The 16,951-nt window shown below is 51.2% G+C and carries 10 protein-coding genes; 6 read left to right on the top strand and 4 right to left on the bottom strand.

Translation table 11 applies throughout. The annotated features are described in order from the left end of the window. Window positions 1-10: 10 nt before the first annotated feature. The 4 genes from MNO13_RS05725 to MNO13_RS05740 all read right to left on the bottom strand — a co-directional run bounded on the left by MNO13_RS05725 (window position 11) and on the right by MNO13_RS05740 (window position 4,665). A complete protein-coding gene (locus tag MNO13_RS05725) occupies window positions 11-784 on the bottom strand; it encodes a MurR/RpiR family transcriptional regulator (protein ID WP_064544443.1) in 774 nt (257 codons plus the stop codon). Continuing rightward, window positions 784-1,635 (bottom strand): 3-mercaptopyruvate sulfurtransferase, encoded by an 852-nt coding sequence (sseA, locus tag MNO13_RS05730; RefSeq protein ID WP_064544601.1) that lies wholly within the window; start codon window positions 1,633-1,635, stop codon window positions 784-786. Before sseA ends, MNO13_RS05725 begins: the two co-directional genes overlap by 1 nt. Before the next feature lie 106 nt (window positions 1,636-1,741). Continuing rightward, window positions 1,742-3,109: a 6-phospho-alpha-glucosidase gene (locus MNO13_RS05735; RefSeq protein WP_064544445.1), complete on the bottom strand. Its 1,368-nt coding sequence runs from the start codon at window positions 3,107-3,109 to the stop codon at window positions 1,742-1,744. Between the two features lie 11 nt (window positions 3,110-3,120). Next, window positions 3,121-4,665, bottom strand: coding sequence for a PTS transporter subunit EIIC (locus tag MNO13_RS05740; RefSeq protein ID WP_064544447.1), 1,545 nt, complete (start codon window positions 4,663-4,665; stop codon window positions 3,121-3,123). A 323-nt stretch (window positions 4,666-4,988) separates the two neighbouring features. On the opposite strand from MNO13_RS05740, the gene MNO13_RS05745 reads away from it, so the two are divergent. From MNO13_RS05745 to ispG, 6 genes are all read left to right on the top strand, one after another. After that, window positions 4,989-9,953: an alpha-2-macroglobulin family protein gene (locus MNO13_RS05745; RefSeq protein ID WP_232886317.1), complete on the top strand. Its 4,965-nt coding sequence runs from the start codon at window positions 4,989-4,991 to the stop codon at window positions 9,951-9,953. A 12-nt stretch (window positions 9,954-9,965) separates the two neighbouring features. After that, window positions 9,966-12,287: a peptidoglycan glycosyltransferase PbpC gene (gene pbpC / locus MNO13_RS05750; protein WP_232886315.1), complete on the top strand. Its 2,322-nt coding sequence runs from the start codon at window positions 9,966-9,968 to the stop codon at window positions 12,285-12,287. Between the two features lie 190 nt (window positions 12,288-12,477). Then, window positions 12,478-12,909 (top strand): nucleoside-diphosphate kinase, encoded by a 432-nt coding sequence (gene ndk, locus MNO13_RS05755; RefSeq protein WP_064544453.1) that lies wholly within the window; start codon window positions 12,478-12,480, stop codon window positions 12,907-12,909. Window positions 12,910-13,085: 176 nt separating this feature from the next. Next, the gene (gene rlmN, locus MNO13_RS05760) at window positions 13,086-14,252 is read left to right on the top strand and encodes a dual-specificity RNA methyltransferase RlmN (RefSeq protein ID WP_232886314.1); all 1,167 of its coding nucleotides are present in this window, start codon (window positions 13,086-13,088) and stop codon (window positions 14,250-14,252) included. Between the two features lie 440 nt (window positions 14,253-14,692). Then, window positions 14,693-15,703: a cytoskeleton protein RodZ gene (gene rodZ / locus MNO13_RS05765; RefSeq protein WP_064544458.1), complete on the top strand. Its 1,011-nt coding sequence runs from the start codon at window positions 14,693-14,695 to the stop codon at window positions 15,701-15,703. A 37-nt stretch (window positions 15,704-15,740) separates the two neighbouring features. After that, complete coding sequence (gene ispG, locus MNO13_RS05770; protein WP_121815104.1) at window positions 15,741-16,862, top strand: flavodoxin-dependent (E)-4-hydroxy-3-methylbut-2-enyl-diphosphate synthase; 1,122 nt, start codon at window positions 15,741-15,743, stop codon at window positions 16,860-16,862. Window positions 16,863-16,951 lie beyond the last annotated feature (89 nt).

Below are 16,951 nucleotides of genomic sequence, written 5' to 3' on the forward strand. Positions count from 1 at the left end.
AAACTGATATTTAGTTTATTGCCTGCGCCAGCAGTAAATCCATTAACAGCAACAGATTCGACTCAAACGAGGTGATCCCAGAAGCTTCTGCTGCATAGTGGACTGCCTCGTCATACAGTTGAAAATGCACATCCGCCAGTTCGGACAGACTGTTCGGCGACGCGCGAGTAAATGCCACAATCGACATCCCAACATTCTGTGCAATCCGCGCTTTATCCAGTACCTGTTCGGTTTCACCGCTGCGTGAAATGGCGATAAACACCTGATACTTCGACGCGTTACTCAGAAAAATGCCTCGGCTATCGCCTGGCCCGGAAATAAATGCAGTTTTCCCCAGCACCTGAAGTTTCTTGGTGAGATATTCGGCAAACAGATAGGAAAAACCCGCGCCGTATAAAAAGAAACTCTCTTTTTCGCGTAACAGCGCCGCGAATTGCGCCATTAGCTCGGGCGTCACCCAACGAAAGGTTTGCCGGTAATTAGCCACAAATTCATCGAATAAAACCGGCAGGGCGCCTGCGGGTGGTGCGGGTTGTTGAGCAATATGCGGTGTATTGGAAAGCAGTTGCTTACAGTGCCAGATAAACTCGCTGTAACCGCTAAATCCAAGCTTCTGGCACAGCCGCATAATGGTCGCGCTGGAGACAAACGTCGCCTGGGCAAGTTCGCGAACCGTGATTTTGCCGACCAGCAATGGATGGTTGGTCAAATGCGAAAGAACACGGTACTCAGCGCGGGTTAAAGACTCTCCGCGCTCGAGCAAGCCTGCCAGGCGGTTGTCCATTACAGTGATTGTGCAGGTTCAACAGGTAAATCAGAACGGGCACCCCATTCACTCCAGGAGCCGTCGTACAGAGAAACACCGTTGACGCCAAGCGTCGTTAACGCCAGCACGACCACCGCCGCAGTGACACCTGAGCCGCAACTGGCGATAACCGGTTTATCAAAACTCACACCCTGGCGGATGAAAATTTCATTCAGCTCATCAGTGGTTTTCAACTGACCATTTTCTACCAAATCACTCCATGGCACGTTTAAGGCGCCCGGAATATGACCGCGTCTTAAACCCGGACGCGGCTCGTCCATTTGTGCATTAAAGCGTGGGGCAGGGCGAGCATCGACGATTTGTGCGGTGCCTTCATGGCTGACCAGCAGCACATCGGTCAGACGTTTAATCACTAGTGGGTCGAAATTCACATCGAACTCGCCTTCGGGTAATTCAACATCACCTTTTTCCAGCGGTAATTCTTCGCGCTGCCAGTCGGCGAGCCCCCCGGCCAGAATCGAGACTTTCTCAACGCCAAAAGTCCGCAGCATCCACCAGGCGCGTGGGGCGGAAAATAGGTTACCTTCATCGTAAACAATCAGATGTTTATCCTGGCTGATACCCAGCTCGCGCATGGCGACAGCAAAGGCTTCAGGGCGCGGCATCATATGCGGCAGAGGACTGGTGTGATCGGAAAGGGCTTCGATATCAAAAAATACCGCACCGGGCAGATGGCCTGCACGGTATTCACCTGCGAGATCACGATGCTCCTGGCCTGGAGGCGCCATGCGAGCATCAATAATCTGGATATTCTCATCATTAATATGTTCTGCGAGCCAGTCGCCCGCAACGAAGAAAGTGGTGGACATGGTTGCCTCCGAATCGTCATTGATTAACGGATTGTCGGTGTTTTTAAGCAAACCGACAAGCAACCATATCCACTGCTGCGAAGTGTGCCGTAAATATTAGATAAAGTTACGCTTTCACCGCTTCGCCATCTTTCCAGGCTTGTTGCAATTGCGGCCAGTAATCACGATTGGCTTCAATCATATCGTCGAGAATCGCTTTCGCATGCTGCATGGTTGGCACAGTACGGTTAAGCGTAAATGCCTGTAACGCCTTCTCGTAGCTGCCTTCGATGGTGGCTTCAACCAGCAACTGCTCTGAGGCCAACTGCTGCATTAACAACGTCTGGTGGAACAGCGGAACCGCGCCCATGCGCACCGGTTCTGGCCCTTCGGAAGTAATATAAGCAGGCACTTCCACCATGGCATCGTATGGCAGGTTGGCAATGGCACCTTTGTTTTCCACAATCACCAGGTGGCGCTGGCGTAAATCAAAGGCCAGCGAACAGGCAACATCAACAATAAACGCACCATGCACACCAACGTGGAAGGCATCCGGCAAAATACCGGTTTGCTTATATTCGGCGGCGGCGGCAAACAGTTTCTTCTCGCGCCCATCCATCACTTCGTTAGCGCGGGTGTAGTCCGGGTTTTGATGCTCAACGATGTCGTTTGGCATCAGGTAATACTGCAAATACGGGTTTGGCAGGAATTGCGGGAAATGGTCCATAATCGGCTTGATGTGACGCCATGTTTTCACCCAAGACGGATCGGAATGCTGCGGATCGGTTTGCGCAGCATCTTCGGTCAGCAGGCCAAACTTCGCAATATGGCGGCGCAATTCCGGCAGGCGATCTTCCCCATCAACCAGCACACGGGTAAACCAGCCAAAATGGTTGAGGCCGAAGTAATCGACTTCTAATTTATGGCGGTCAACACCGAGAATGGCACCCATATTGCGCATCGCGGCGACCGGCATATCACAAATATTAAGTACTCGCGCTTTTGGGCGCAGGCGACGCACGCCTTCGGCAACAATCGCCGCAGGGTTGGAATAGTTAACAATCCACGCTTTTTGATGCGCGTAACGTTCGACAAAATCACACAATTCCACCATCGGCAAAATAGTGCGCAGGCCATATGCCAGCCCGCCAGGCCCACAGGTTTCTTGCCCTACCACGCCATGGCGTAGTGGGATTTTTTCATCCTGCTCGCGCATTTTGTACTGGCCAACGCGCATTTGAGCGAAAACAAAATGGGCACCGCTAAAGGCAACTTCCGGGTCGGTGGTGACGGTAAATTTAATGCTTTGGCTATGGTCGCGAATCACTTTCTCAACCACCGGAGCAATCACCGACTGGCGCTCGCCATCAATATCATAGAGGCGGATTTCAGCTAATGGGAAATCGGCCAGGCGCACCATCAGGCTCTTAACAATGCCCGGTGTGTAAGTACTACCGCCACCGGCAATGGACAAAATAAACGGGGGTTTAAACATCATTAGCTCCTTTAGAGATAAGTCTCTACTGCTTCACGCATTTTTTTGACATGCAGCCCGTAGACCACCTGAACGTTATTACCTTGCTTAATCACCCCTTTCGCGCCAGTCGATTTCAGGCGGGGTTCGTCGATAACTGTCACATCACGTACCGTCACTCGCAGGCGGGTGTAACAGTTGTCGACCACTTCGATATTGGCTCGTCCACCGAGGCCCTCAATAATGGCTTCACCTAATCCATCGTTGCTACCTTTGGCCTGATACTCTTGTTTGCTATACAGTTTTGTTTCTTGCTCGTCGTCCTCACGGCCCGGCGTTTTCATGTCGAAACGGCGAATCAGGAAGCGGAACACCAGGAAATAGATGACCGACATCGTCAGCCCGACGACGATATACATCGGCCAGTTGGATTTCTCAGTCCCCAGCGGCAGGTTATAAAGAATGAAATCGATAATGCCGTTGGCACCGATGGCGTGAACGCCCAGCAAATAGAACAGCATCATGCCGATGCCGGTCAGAACCGCATGCACACCAAACAACAATGGGGCGACAAACAGGAAGGAAAACTCCAGTGGCTCAGTGACTCCAACCAGCATGGACGTCAGCGCTGCCGGGATGAGAATGGCTTTCGCTGCCGCTTTGCGTTCCGGTTTCGCCGTCATATACATGGCGAGTGCTGCCGCAGGGAGGCCGAACATTTTGCTGATTCCGCGCGCGTCCCACACCACAGTACTGCTCAGTTGATGCACGCTCGGGCAGGCCATTTCTGCGAAGTAAATATTGCGCGCGCCCTGGTAAATATTGCCGCAAACATCGGCCGTGCCGCCTAATTCGGTATACAGGAATGGGGTATAGACCAGGTGATGCAGACCGGTTGGCACCAGGATGCGTTCCAGGAAACCGTAGATAGCAACGCCAAACGCTCCGGCGCCTTTAATCGCCAGCGCCAGTGCGCTGATGCCATGCTGAGCAAACGGCCAGAGTTCGCTCATCACTACACCGAGTAACATCGAGACGGGAAGCATGATAATGGCGACAAAACAGTGCCCTGAGTAAATCGCCATCGCACCAGAAAACTGTACGCTGGAATAACGGTTGTACAAATATCCCGACAGTGCGCCCGTGAGGATCCCTGCGAAAACGCCCATCTCAAGCACCTGGACACCCAACACCATGCTTTGCCCTGCGGCACGCATTTGGTCGGCAGGAGCCAGTTCGCCTTGAAGCTGTAACGTTACGTTCATCGCATTAATGAATACGATAAAAGTAACCAGACCAATTAATGCAGCATACCCTTTGTCTTTGGCCGCCAGACCAATGGGAATGCCTACGCCAAATACCAGCGCCAGGTTCGCCAGAACCGATACCGCGGATTTGGAGATGAGAACGCCAGTGTGTTGAATGGAAGGGTGGCCGAGGAAGGGTAAATATTCTGCCAGGTTGCCATTGCCCAATACATTACCGAACGCGATAAATAAACCGACGATCGGCAAAATAAGCACCGGGCCGTAGAGTGATTTTCCGAAATTTTGTAGAGCGTTAACGGCACTTTTCATTTAGCAGTCTCTTATTATCACTTTGGCTAAACACCGCGTTGAGGCAGCGACTCAGCTTGAAATGTAGCAAGAATAAAGACTGCTAATCCAACTATCTTATTGTTTTAAAAACAAATGACTCACAAGGTAACATGTAACGTTTCAGGCTGTGATCATGCTTCCACTTTGCATCCAAATTTCAGTTGAAACCGTTGCACAATAAAACGTTTCCTTTGCGAGAAAGTACGCAATGCCGAATCTTCATACTTTCGTTTTTTTAATGTACCCGCATAATACATGTACTACGTAGTGAGTTAATGGGCCTTATCGGCCAGGGATAAAACATGAAAGCAATACGTCTGGGTGCGCTGGTAGCGGCGCTCGTAGCAGCTTTGGCACTTTCAGGGTGCGACAATAACGATAAACCTCAGCCAGCAGCGAAAAGCGATAGCACGGCTCAGCAAAGTACTGCTCCTGCGGCGAAGCCTGATGCCTCGCAACTCGAAAAGTTAGCGAAAGACTCTGCGGGCAAACCGCTTAAATTGCTCGATGCCTCCGAGGTACAACTCGATGGCGCAAGCACGTTAGTCATGACTTTTTCAATTCCACTCGATCCCAATCAAGATTTCTCCCGCGTGGCCCATCTGGTGGACAAAACCAGCGGTAAAGTCGATGGTGCGTGGGAACTTTCAGCCGACCTGAAAGAATTACGTTTGCGCCATCTTGAGCCGAAACGTGAACTGATATTGACCGTTGATAACAGCTTGCTGGCTCTCAATAAAACGACTTTTGACAGCCACTTCGAAAAGAAAATTTCGACCCGCGATATCCAACCAAGCGTGGGGTTTGCCAGCCGGGGTTCATTGCTGCCAACCAAAGTGATGGCAGGTTTACCGGTGATGGCACTCAACGTTGATAAAATCGACGTCAATTTTTACCGGATAAAAAGTGAATCTTTAAGTTCATTCATCAGCCAGTGGCAATACCGAAACTCAGTGTCTAACTGGGAATCTGACAATTTACTCAAGCTTGCGGAACTGGTTTACAGCGGCAGGTTTGATCTCAATCCGGCGCGCAATACCCGCGAAAAACTCCTGCTGCCATTAGGCGAAATTAAACCGCTGCAACAGCCTGGTGTCTACATCGCGATAATGAGTCAGGCTGGTCATTACAGTTATAGCAATGCTGCAACCTTGTTTACGTTGAGCGACATCGGTGTGTCAGCACACCGCTACCATGATCGGTTAGATGTCTTCACGCAAAGCCTGGAAAATGGTGCCGCGCAATCCAGCGTGGAAATCTCCTTGCTTGATGAAAAAGGGCAAACACTGGCACAAGCGAAGAGCGATGGCGATGGTCACGCTAAGCTGGAAAAACCAGGTAAAGGCACAATCTTGCTGGCGAGAACAGGCGAGCAAACTACGCTGCTGGATTTAAGCCGCCCGGCGCTGGATCTGGCTGAATTTGATATTGCCGGGGAAACCGGCTTCAGTAAGCAGTTCTTTATGTTTGGCCCACGCGATCTTTACCGCCCTGGTGAAACGCTACTGCTGAATGCCTTGTTACGTGATGGCGACGGTAAAGCACTACCTGCGCAGCCGGTAAAACTCGAAGTGGTGAAACCAGACGGCCAGGTCGCCAGGACGCAAGTCTGGCAACCTGAAAATGGTTTGTACAAATTTAGCTATCCATTGAACCCGAATGTGCAAACCGGCAACTGGCAAGTACGTGTGAATACTGGCGATAACCAGCCACGTATCTGGTCATTTAAAGTTGAAGACTTTATGCCGGAGCGCATGGCGCTCAACATCACTGGTAGTAAAGAGCCTGTCAGTCCTGATGATTCTGTGAATTTCGAAATTGTCGGTCGCTATCTGTATGGTGCGCCAGCAGCCGGTAATAATCTGCAAGGGCAACTGTTCTTACGCCCACTGCGTGAAGCGGTGTCTGCATTGCCTGGGTTCCAGTTTGGTGACATCAACGAAGAAAACCTCACTCGTAATCTGGATGAAGTCCAGCTCCAGCTTGATGAGCAAGGTAAAACTACCGTCAGTGCAGACAGCCAATGGTCTGACGTTCATTCACCGTTACGGCTGGTGCTGCAAGCCAGTTTGCTGGAATCAGGTGGCCGTCCAGTGACGCGTCGCGCTGAACAAGCTATCTGGCCAGGCGCTGCGTTACCTGGTATTCGTCCGCAATTTGCCAGTAAAGAAATTTACGATTACCGAACCGACAGCACCCGTACTCAACCTATCGTTGACGAAGACACTAACGCCGGTTTTGACATCGTGTACGCCAATGCTAAAGGGGAAAAACTGGCGGTTTCGGGGCTGGATGTACGGCTCATCCGTGAGCGCCGTGATTACTTCTGGAGTTGGGAAGAGGGCGAAGGCTGGCAGTCACAATATGACCAGAAAGATCTGGTAGAAGCAGAGCAAAAACTCACGCTTGCCGCGGGTGAAACCGGCAAAGTGGCTTTCCCCGTTGAATGGGGTTCTTACCGTCTTGAAGTCCGTGACCCGGAGACAAACATTGTCAGCAGTATGCGTTTTTGGGCGGGTTATAGCTGGCAAGATAACAGTGACGGCGCTGGCGCTGTACGCCCAGACCGTGTGACGCTGAAAATAGACAAACCAGCTTATAAGCCAGGTGACACCATCAATCTGCATATTTCCGCCCCAGCCGCCGGTAAGGGCTACGCGATGGTGGAATCCAGCGATGGCCCATTGTGGTGGAAAGAAATTGATGTGCCAGAAAAAGGGCTGGATATTGCTATTCCGGTCGATAAAAGCTGGCAGCGCCATGACCTTTATCTGAGTACCCTGGTGATTCGTCCTGGTGATAAGAGCCGTGCGGCAACGCCGAAACGTGCTGTTGGTATTTTGCATCTGCCACTGGGTGACGAAAGCCGCCGCCTGGCACTGGCGCTGGAGGCTCCGGCCAAAATGCGCCCGAATCAAAATCTCACCGTAAAAGTTAAAACCCAGCCGATTAATGGCGAAATGCCGAAGCAAATTAATGTGCTGGTATCCGCTGTTGATAGCGGTGTGCTGAATATTACTGACTACAAAACGCCAGACCCTTGGGAAGCCTTCTTTGGTCGCAAACGTTATGGCGCAGATTTATATGATATCTACGGTCAGGTGATTGAAGGGGAAGGGCGCTTAGCCGCGTTACGCTTTGGTGGTGATGGTGATGAAGGCGATGCACTAAGTCGCGGTGGTAAAAAACCGGTAAACCACGTCACTATCATTGCTGAGCAAGCTCAACCGGTACAGCTGAACGAGAAGGGTGAAGGAATCGTCACGCTGCCGATTGGCGACTTTAACGGCGAGTTACGGGTAATGGCGCAAGCCTGGACCGATGACCGTTTTGGTAACAGCGAGCAAAAAGTAGTGGTTGCGGCACCTTTGGTGAGCGAACTGGCGGCACCGCGCTTTATGGCAAGTGGTGACAGTAGCCGCCTGGCAATGGATCTCACTAATCTTACCGACCAGCCGCAACAACTGAACGTAAACCTGAAAACCAGTGGTTTGATTTCGCTGGACTCATCTGCTGAGCAAACAGTGCAACTGTTACCTGGTGCACGTAAAACCCTGTTTATCTCAGTCCATGCGTTGGATGGTTTTGGTGACGGGCAGCTCACTGCGCAAATCAGTGGCATAAACTTACCTGGCGAAACATTCAGCGCACTGCAAAAACAATGGAAATTGGGCGTACGGCCTCCGTTCCCGGCGCAAAACATCAATAGCGGTGCGGTGCTGGCTGCGGGTGACGTCTGGGATATTCCACCGCAGCATATTTCCGGTTTGGCACCAGCAACGCTTGAAGGACAAATTCTTCTCAGTGGCCGTCCACCGTTGAACCTGGCGCGTTATATCCGGGAACTGAAAGCCTATCCGTATGGTTGCCTTGAACAAACAACCAGCGGTCTGTTCCCTTCGCTTTATACCAATCAGGCGCAACTCGCGGCTCTGGGGATAAAAGGAACCAGCGATGAACAGCGCCGTGCCGCCATCGACCTGGGGATTTCTCGACTGCTTGATATGCAGCGTGATAACGGCAGCTTTGGCTTATGGGACAAAGAAGGGCCAGAAGAATACTGGTTAACGGCGTACGTCACTGATTTCCTGGTGCGTGCCAGTGAGCAAGGTTATAGCGTGAATACAGATGCGCTGACTAAAGCAAATCAGCGTCTGTTGCGTTATTTGCAGGATTCAGGGCTTATCGCGTTGCGTTATAGCGATGACTCTGCGGGCAGTAAATTTGCGGTTCAGGCCTACGCCGCACAAGTATTGGCACGTCAGCAAAAAGCACCGCTCGGGGCGCTGCGTGAGCTTTGGTCGCATCACAGCTCAGCCCGTGCCGGATTGCCATTGGTGCAATTAGGCGTGGCGTTAAAACTGATGGGTGATGCTCCGCGAGGCGATGAAGCTATCAAGTTAGGTTTGCAAACTAGTCGCAGCAATGAGCGTATTTGGTTAGCAGACTACGGTAGTGAACTGCGTGATAACGCGATGATGCTGAGCCTTCTTGAAGAGAACAAATTGCTGCCGGACCAGCAGAATAACTTGCTTGTGAATCTCTCTAACCTCGCTTTTAGCCAACGCTGGTTGTCGACTCAGGAAAGTAACGCACTATTCCTGGCTGGCCGTAACTGGCAAACCGCAAAAGGGGAGTGGCAATCGCAGGTTTCCTTTACTGACGAACCACTGGCAAGCGGGCAATCAATGACTCGTAATTTGACTGCTGAACAACTTGAGCGTTTGCAAGTGACTAACACCGGTACAGGTAATCTTTATCTCCGCTTAGACAGCGTCGGCTATCCACAACAGGCTCCAGCGCCATATAGCAATGTGCTGCATATTGAGCGCCATTTCCTGGATGCTAAAGGCAATAGCAAATCGTTGTCAGAACTGAAAAGCGGTGAGTTAGTGATGGTGTGGTTAGATGTATGGGCGGATAAAAATGTGCCTGATGCACTGGTGGTCGATTTACTGCCAGCGGGGCTTGAGCTGGAAAACCAGAACCTTTCTGAAAGTAGTGCCAGTTTAGGTGAAGGTGATAACCAGGTTCAGGGCTTACTGAGCCAGATGCAGCAGGCTGATATCCAGCACATGGAGTTCCGTGATGATCGCTTTGTGGCTGCATTACCACTCAATGAAAGCCAGCATGCCACTCTGGTTTATCTGGCGCGGGCGGTCACTCCCGGGACTTATCAGGTTCCGGTTTCACAAGTGGAATCAATGTATGTTCCGCAGTGGCGGGCTACAGGAGCCAGCACTGGTTTGCTGACAGTTCATCCGTAACTGGCCTTGCGAATGTTAAAAGTTTTATGCTGGCGGCGCCGCTACCTTTTGGTCGTGGTGCCGCTCTTTATTTGTCTGGGAATTTGGCTGGCAGACCGGATTTGGCCATTGCCGTTGTCACAGGCGAATCCTGCACGTGTCGTGGTTGCGGCAGACGGCACGCCGCTGTGGCGCTTTGCCGATGAGAACGGTATCTGGCGTTATCCGGTCACGCTGAATGATGTCTCTCCCCGCTATCTCGAAGCTTTGATCAACTACGAAGATCGTTGGTTTTGGGATCATCCAGGGATCAATCCACTTTCGATTTTACGAGCGGCCTGGCAGGATCTTCGCAATGGGAAAGTGATCTCAGGAGGCAGTACGTTGACGATGCAAGTCGCGCGTTTGCTTGATCCGCATCCTCGTACGTTTGGCGGGAAAATCCGCCAGGTCTGGCGAGCGTTGCAGCTCGAATGGCATCTTTCAAAACAACAAATTCTCACTATTTACCTTAATCGAGCCCCCTTTGGCGGCACGTTACAGGGCGTAGGGGCGGCCAGTTGGGTCTATTTGGGTAAGTCCCCGCAACAACTTAGCTATGCGGAGGCGGCCTTATTGGCGGTACTTCCACAGGCGCCCAGTCGTTTGCGCCCGGACCGCTGGCCAGAACGGGCTCAGACCGCGCGTAATAAAGTGCTTCTTCGTATGGCAGAACAAGCCGTTTGGGAACCTCAGCAGGTTAAGGAATCGCTGGAGGAACCGGTATGGCTGGCCGCACGGCAGATGCCGCAACTGGCTCCGCTGCTGTCGCGCTATCTGGCAAATCGCAGTCCCGCTCAGAAAATCACGACCACCATCGACGCATCGTTACAGCGTCAACTGGAAGAACTAGCCCTTAACTGGAAAGCACAATTGCCTTCGCGATCATCACTGGCGATGCTGGTCGTCGATCACACCACCATGGAAGTGCGCGGTTGGGTAGGTTCGGTCGATATCAATGACCAAAACCGTTTCGGGCATGTTGATATGGTGACGGCCATTCGTTCACCCGGTTCGGTGCTGAAACCCTTTGTTTATGGCCTGGCGCTGGATGATGGGCTGATACATCCCACTTCGTTGTTACAGGATGTGCCACGCCGTTTCGGCGATTACCGGCCAGGAAATTTCGACACTGGTTTTCATGGGCCAGTGAGTATGAGTGAGGCTCTGGTGCGCTCGCTTAACCTTCCTGCTGTTCAGGTATTGGAAGCGTATGGGCCAAAACGGTTTGCAGCACAACTGCGTAATGTGGGGCTGGATCTGCGTTTCCCGGCTGGCAGTGAGCCCAATCTTTCGCTCATTCTTGGTGGTGGGGGGGCGCGACTGGATCAGTTAGTTGCTGCTTATAGCGCTTTTGCTCGCCATGGTCGCGCGGCGCATCTACGTTTGCAACCCGACCAGCCATTACTTGAGCGTCCTTTGATGTCTGCGGGAGCCGCGTGGATTATTCGTCGAGTTCTGGCAGGCGAAGCGCAGCCGCAACCGGATGCCACTTTGCCTGCTGTGGTGCCTTTGGCCTGGAAAACGGGCACCAGTTACGGCTATCGTGATGCGTGGGCTATCGGAATAAATCCCCGCTATCTCATTGGTATTTGGACCGGACGCCCTGATAGCACGCCGGTTGCTGGGCAGTTTGGATTAGGCAGCGCCGTGCCACTGCTAAACCAGGTTAATAATCTGCTGCAAGCCACTTCCGCTGTTCAGCAAGCGCGTTTACCGGTTGACCCGCGTCCGGCAACGGTTTCTGCCGGTGAAATTTGCTGGCCGGGAGGGCAAAACCTGGCGGCTGGAGACAGCAATTGCCGACGCAGACTATCGGGCTGGTTACTGGATGGTAGCCAACCGCCAACACTAGAAGCTCCGGGGCAGGAGGGGATTCAGGGGTCGAGAAAGGTAATATGGCTGGATGAACAAGGGAAACGTGTGGCTGCCGATTGCCCGGGGGCAACACAACATACTATTGCACTATGGCCCCTGCCGCTTGAGCCATGGTTACCGGAGGGCGAAAGAAGAGTCGCTCGTTTGCCTGCGGTCTCGGAACAGTGTCCACCACAGCAGAAAGATGAAGTTACGCCTTTATTGTTGTTAGGGGTACGCGAGGGCGCTATTTTGAAACGTCTGCCGGGTGAGTTGCGCCTGGTGCTCCGCCTTAGCGCTCAGGGGGGCCAGGGCGATCGCTGGTGGTTTTTGAACGGCGAACCGGTCAGTGAAAACCAGAACGGAATTGCGCTGAATCTGGATAAACCGGGTAAGTATCAGGTATTGGTCCTTGATGGCGTCGGGCAGATTGCCGCTGCTCATTTCACATTGCAGTAGAGTAATAGTGTGATTTTTAGGCGTTTAGATGAGAAGTGTTGCCGATGTTCGTTTTATTTTAAAAAAATGTTACCTGCATCCATAGGCAACTCGAGACTTGCTCATTATAATCGGCGCCAAATCATAACCGGGTATCCCCTAAATGAAGAATGGTGGGGACCGGGCAAACAGAACAGACACAGAGGTAATCATGGCTATTGAACGTACTTTTTCCATCATCAAACCAAACGCGGTGGCAAAAAACGTTATTGGTAATATTTATGCTCGTTTTGAATCCGCAGGGTTTAAAATTGTTGGCGCCAAAATGTTGCACCTGACTTCAGAACAGGCTCAAGGCTTCTATGCTGAGCACACAGGTAAGCCATTCTTCGATGGTCTGGTTGCGTTCATGACTTCTGGCCCAATCGTGGTTAGCGTTCTGGAAGGTGAAAACGCCGTTCAGCGTCACCGTGACATTCTGGGCGCGACTAATCCAGCAAACGCTTTGGCAGGGACTCTGCGCGCAGATTACGCTGATAGCTTCACCGAGAACGGCACCCACGGCTCTGATTCTTTAGAATCTGCGGCTCGTGAAATCGCCTATTTCTTCGCTGAAGGCGAAGTTTGTCCGCGCACTCGTTAATTAGCACTATCTGTTAAGCGGCCGTTACATTTTATTTGTATGTACATCGCTTTCAGTCATGGCATCTGAGCCATAGAATTTGTACAATGCTACGCCCCGGATGAGCTTGCTCTCTGGGGCGTATCTTTTTAACCCTCCTGGGGCCGTAACGTGTAACAACGAGGCCGGAAGAAAATATGTCAGAGCAAATTGTCACTCCTGAGACGTCTGTTTCAGTCGTTTCCAACAAGTCAGAAAAAATTAACCTGTTGGATCTTAACCGCCAGCAACTGCGTGAGTTCTTCGCTGATATGGGCGAAAAACCTTTCCGCGCTGATCAAGTCATGAAATGGATGTATCACTATTGCAGTGATGATTTCGATGACATGACCGACATCAACAAAGTTCTGCGCAACAAACTTAAAGAAGTCGCTGAAATCCGCGCTCCTGAAGTTGCTGAAGAGCAACGTTCTGCCGATGGCACCATCAAATGGGCAATCAGAATCGCTGATCAACTGGTCGAAACCGTGTATATCCCTGAAGAAGACCGCGCCACACTGTGCGTTTCCTCTCAGGTTGGTTGTGCCCTGGAATGTAAATTCTGCTCAACCGCTCAGCAAGGTTTTAACCGTAACTTGCGTGTTTCTGAAATTATTGGCCAGGTATGGCGTGCGGCGAAAATTATCGGTGCACAAAAGAAAACCGGCGTACGTCCTATCACCAACGTGGTGATGATGGGCATGGGTGAGCCGCTGCTGAATCTCAACAACGTGGTTCCAGCAATGGAAATCATGCTTGATGATTTCGGTTTTGGGCTTTCTAAACGTCGCGTAACGCTTTCCACATCGGGTGTAGTTCCGGCTCTGGATAAATTGGGCGATATGATTGATGTAGCACTTGCTATCTCTCTTCATGCACCGACCGATGATATTCGTGACCAAATCATGCCGATCAACAAAAAGTACAACATCGAGACTTTCCTGGCGGCTGTTCGTCGCTATCTGGAGAAATCCAATGCCAACCAGGGCCGTGTCACCGTGGAATACGTTCTGCTGGATCACGTCAACGATGGTACTGAACATGCGCATCAACTGGCTGAATGTCTTAAAGATACGCCGTGTAAAATTAACTTAATCCCATGGAACCCGTTCCCGGGGGCACCATACGGACGCAGTTCCAATAGCCGAATTGACCGTTTCTCGAAAGTACTGATGAGCTACGGTTTCACAACCATCGTGCGTAAAACGCGTGGCGATGATATTGATGCGGCTTGCGGCCAGTTGGCAGGTGAAGTGATTGACCGTACCAAACGTACGTTGCGCAAACGTATGCAGGGTGAACCTATTGATGTTAAAGCAGTCTGATAAGCATTCATTTTGAACAGACTGGCGCCATGCAGTCATGCCGCTGTACGGCGCAAAAAACACGTAGTGATATCTTGCAGTTATGCAAGGTTCGCAAGCGTGTTTAAGATTAATAATTACTGTGCGTTTCACCGCACTTTAAGGCAGTATGTAGCGGCACAACAATAGTTTAGGCGCATCTATTTAAGCCATCATGGGTCGCAATCCACTGACAACATTCAAAATGATGTCTATGGTTAACTCATCGGTGACAAATCGTTCATGTAATGCAGTTGTTTTAGGTGAATGAGTAGTTTGAGCTGAATATTATGTTGTCTGAAGGGGGGCCCTTCAGAAGATAAATTAGTTTCGCGGAGCGGGAGAGTGTAGCGTAGCGGAAATGCTGTGCGACAAGGCTCCTGCCTAATTCCTCAATCGAACAGCACCAGTAGTTGTAGCTAATGAATACTGAAGCCACTCAAGAATCAAATGCAGCAAAAACCACGGGTGAACGTCTACGTACCGCTCGTGAAGAACTCGGTCTTAGCCAACAAGCTGTGGCAGAACGCCTGTGCCTGAAGGTTTCTACCGTCCGGGATATTGAAGATGACAAGGCGCCTGCCGAGTTAGCGTCTACGTTCCTGCGTGGTTATATCCGCTCTTATGCACGACTGGTGCGTATCCCTGAAGAAGAACTGTTGCCGATGATGGCAAAACAGGCACCGATTAAGGCTGCCAAAGTTGCCCCAATGCAAAGTTTTTCCCTGGGGAAACGTCGCAAGAAACGTGACGGTTGGTTAATGAGCTTTACCTGGCTCGTTCTGTTTGTTGTTGTCGGTCTGACGGGCGCATGGTGGTGGCAAAACCACAAAGCGCAACAGGAAGAGATTTCGACGATGGCAGATCAATCTTCAGCTGAACTTTCAGCAAGCAATAGCAATTCTCAATCAGTTCCATTGAGTACCAATGATTCATCTGCAACTGATACCTCAGCACAGCAGCCCGTGCAGGCACCTGCGACACAATCTGCACCTGGAACTGATTCAACACAAAATCTGGCTCCGGCAGCAACGGCCCAGCAAACCACTCCAGCGGACTCCTCCGCTGTAGTGGCTCCAGGCCAGGCTCCTGTTGAAAATGTGCAGGCCACTACGCCGCCTGCACCAAATGCCACCTTACCGACCGATCAAGCCGCTGTGACTAATCCTGCCACGGCGGCAGCAGATCCGAATGCGTTAGTCATGAATTTTAATGCCGATTGCTGGCTTGAAGTGACCGATGCTACGGGTAAAAAATTATTCAGCGGCATGCAGCGTAAAGATGGCAATTTGAATTTAGCCGGCCAGGCTCCGTATAAGTTGAAAATTGGTGCTCCGGCGGCAGTACAGATTCAGTTTCAGGGTAAACCTGTCGACCTGAGTCGATTTATCAGAACTAGCCAGGTTGCGCGTCTGACGGTAAGTGCTGAATAATCGCAGCCAGCATGACGCGTAATTGTGGAGATTTGTAATGCATAATAAAGCCCCAATTCAACGTAGAAAATCCACACGGATCTACGTCGGGAATGTGCCAATCGGCGACGGGGCACCGATCGCCGTCCAGTCTATGACCAACACCCGTACTACGGATGTTGAAGCAACAGTTAATCAGATCAAAGCGTTAGAAAGAGTGGGTGCCGATATCGTTCGTATATCTGTACCGACTATGGACGCAGCAGAGGCGTTCAAGCTTATAAAACAGCAGGTCAATGTCCCGCTGGTCGCTGATATCCATTTTGATTACCGCATCGCCCTGAAAGTTGCTGAGTATGGCGTTGATTGCCTGCGCATCAACCCTGGTAACATTGGTAATGAAGAGCGTATTCGTATGGTTGTCGATTGCGCCCGCGACAAAAATATCCCTATTCGTATCGGCGTTAATGCCGGATCGCTGGAGAAAGATCTCCAGGAAAAATATGGCGAACCCACACCGCAGGCGTTGTTAGAGTCAGCGATGCGTCATGTCGATCATCTTGATCGTCTTAACTTTGATCAGTTCAAAGTCAGCGTCAAAGCGTCGGATGTTTTCCTTGCTGTTGAATCCTATCGTTTACTGGCTAAACAGATTGATCAACCGTTGCATCTTGGGATCACCGAAGCGGGTGGCCTGCGCGCCGGTTCTGTTAAGTCTGCGATTGGCCTGGGTTTACTGCTTTCTGAAGGCATCGGTGACACGCTGCGCGTTTCACTGGCGGCCGATCCTGTAGAAGAGATCAAGGTTGGTTTCGACATCCTGAAATCTTTGCGTATTCGTGCTCGTGGTATTAACTTCATCGCCTGCCCAACGTGTTCGCGCCAGGAATTTGATGTTATCAGTACCGTGAACGCTCTCGAAGAGCGCCTGGAAGATATCATCACGCCAATGGATGTTTCGATCATCGGTTGTGTGGTGAACGGGCCGGGTGAAGCACTGGTTTCCACTTTGGGCGTGACGGGTGGCAACAAGAAAAGCGGTTTCTACGAAGACGGCGTGCGTCAACGTGAGCGAATGGACAACGACAACATGATTGCGCAGCTTGAAGCGCGTATTCGTGCCAAGGCCTCCATGCTTGATGAATCGCAACGGATTAATATCCAGCAGTTGGAAAAATAGTGCGAAACATGGGAAGCATTCGGCTTCCCGTGTATGATTGAACCCGCCAGACGTTTCGCGATAGCAAACAGTCTGATTTCGGGTTCATT

The sequence above is a fragment of the Buttiauxella ferragutiae genome (assembly GCF_022637515.1).
In the GTDB taxonomy this organism is placed as follows: domain Bacteria; phylum Pseudomonadota; class Gammaproteobacteria; order Enterobacterales; family Enterobacteriaceae; genus Buttiauxella; species Buttiauxella ferragutiae.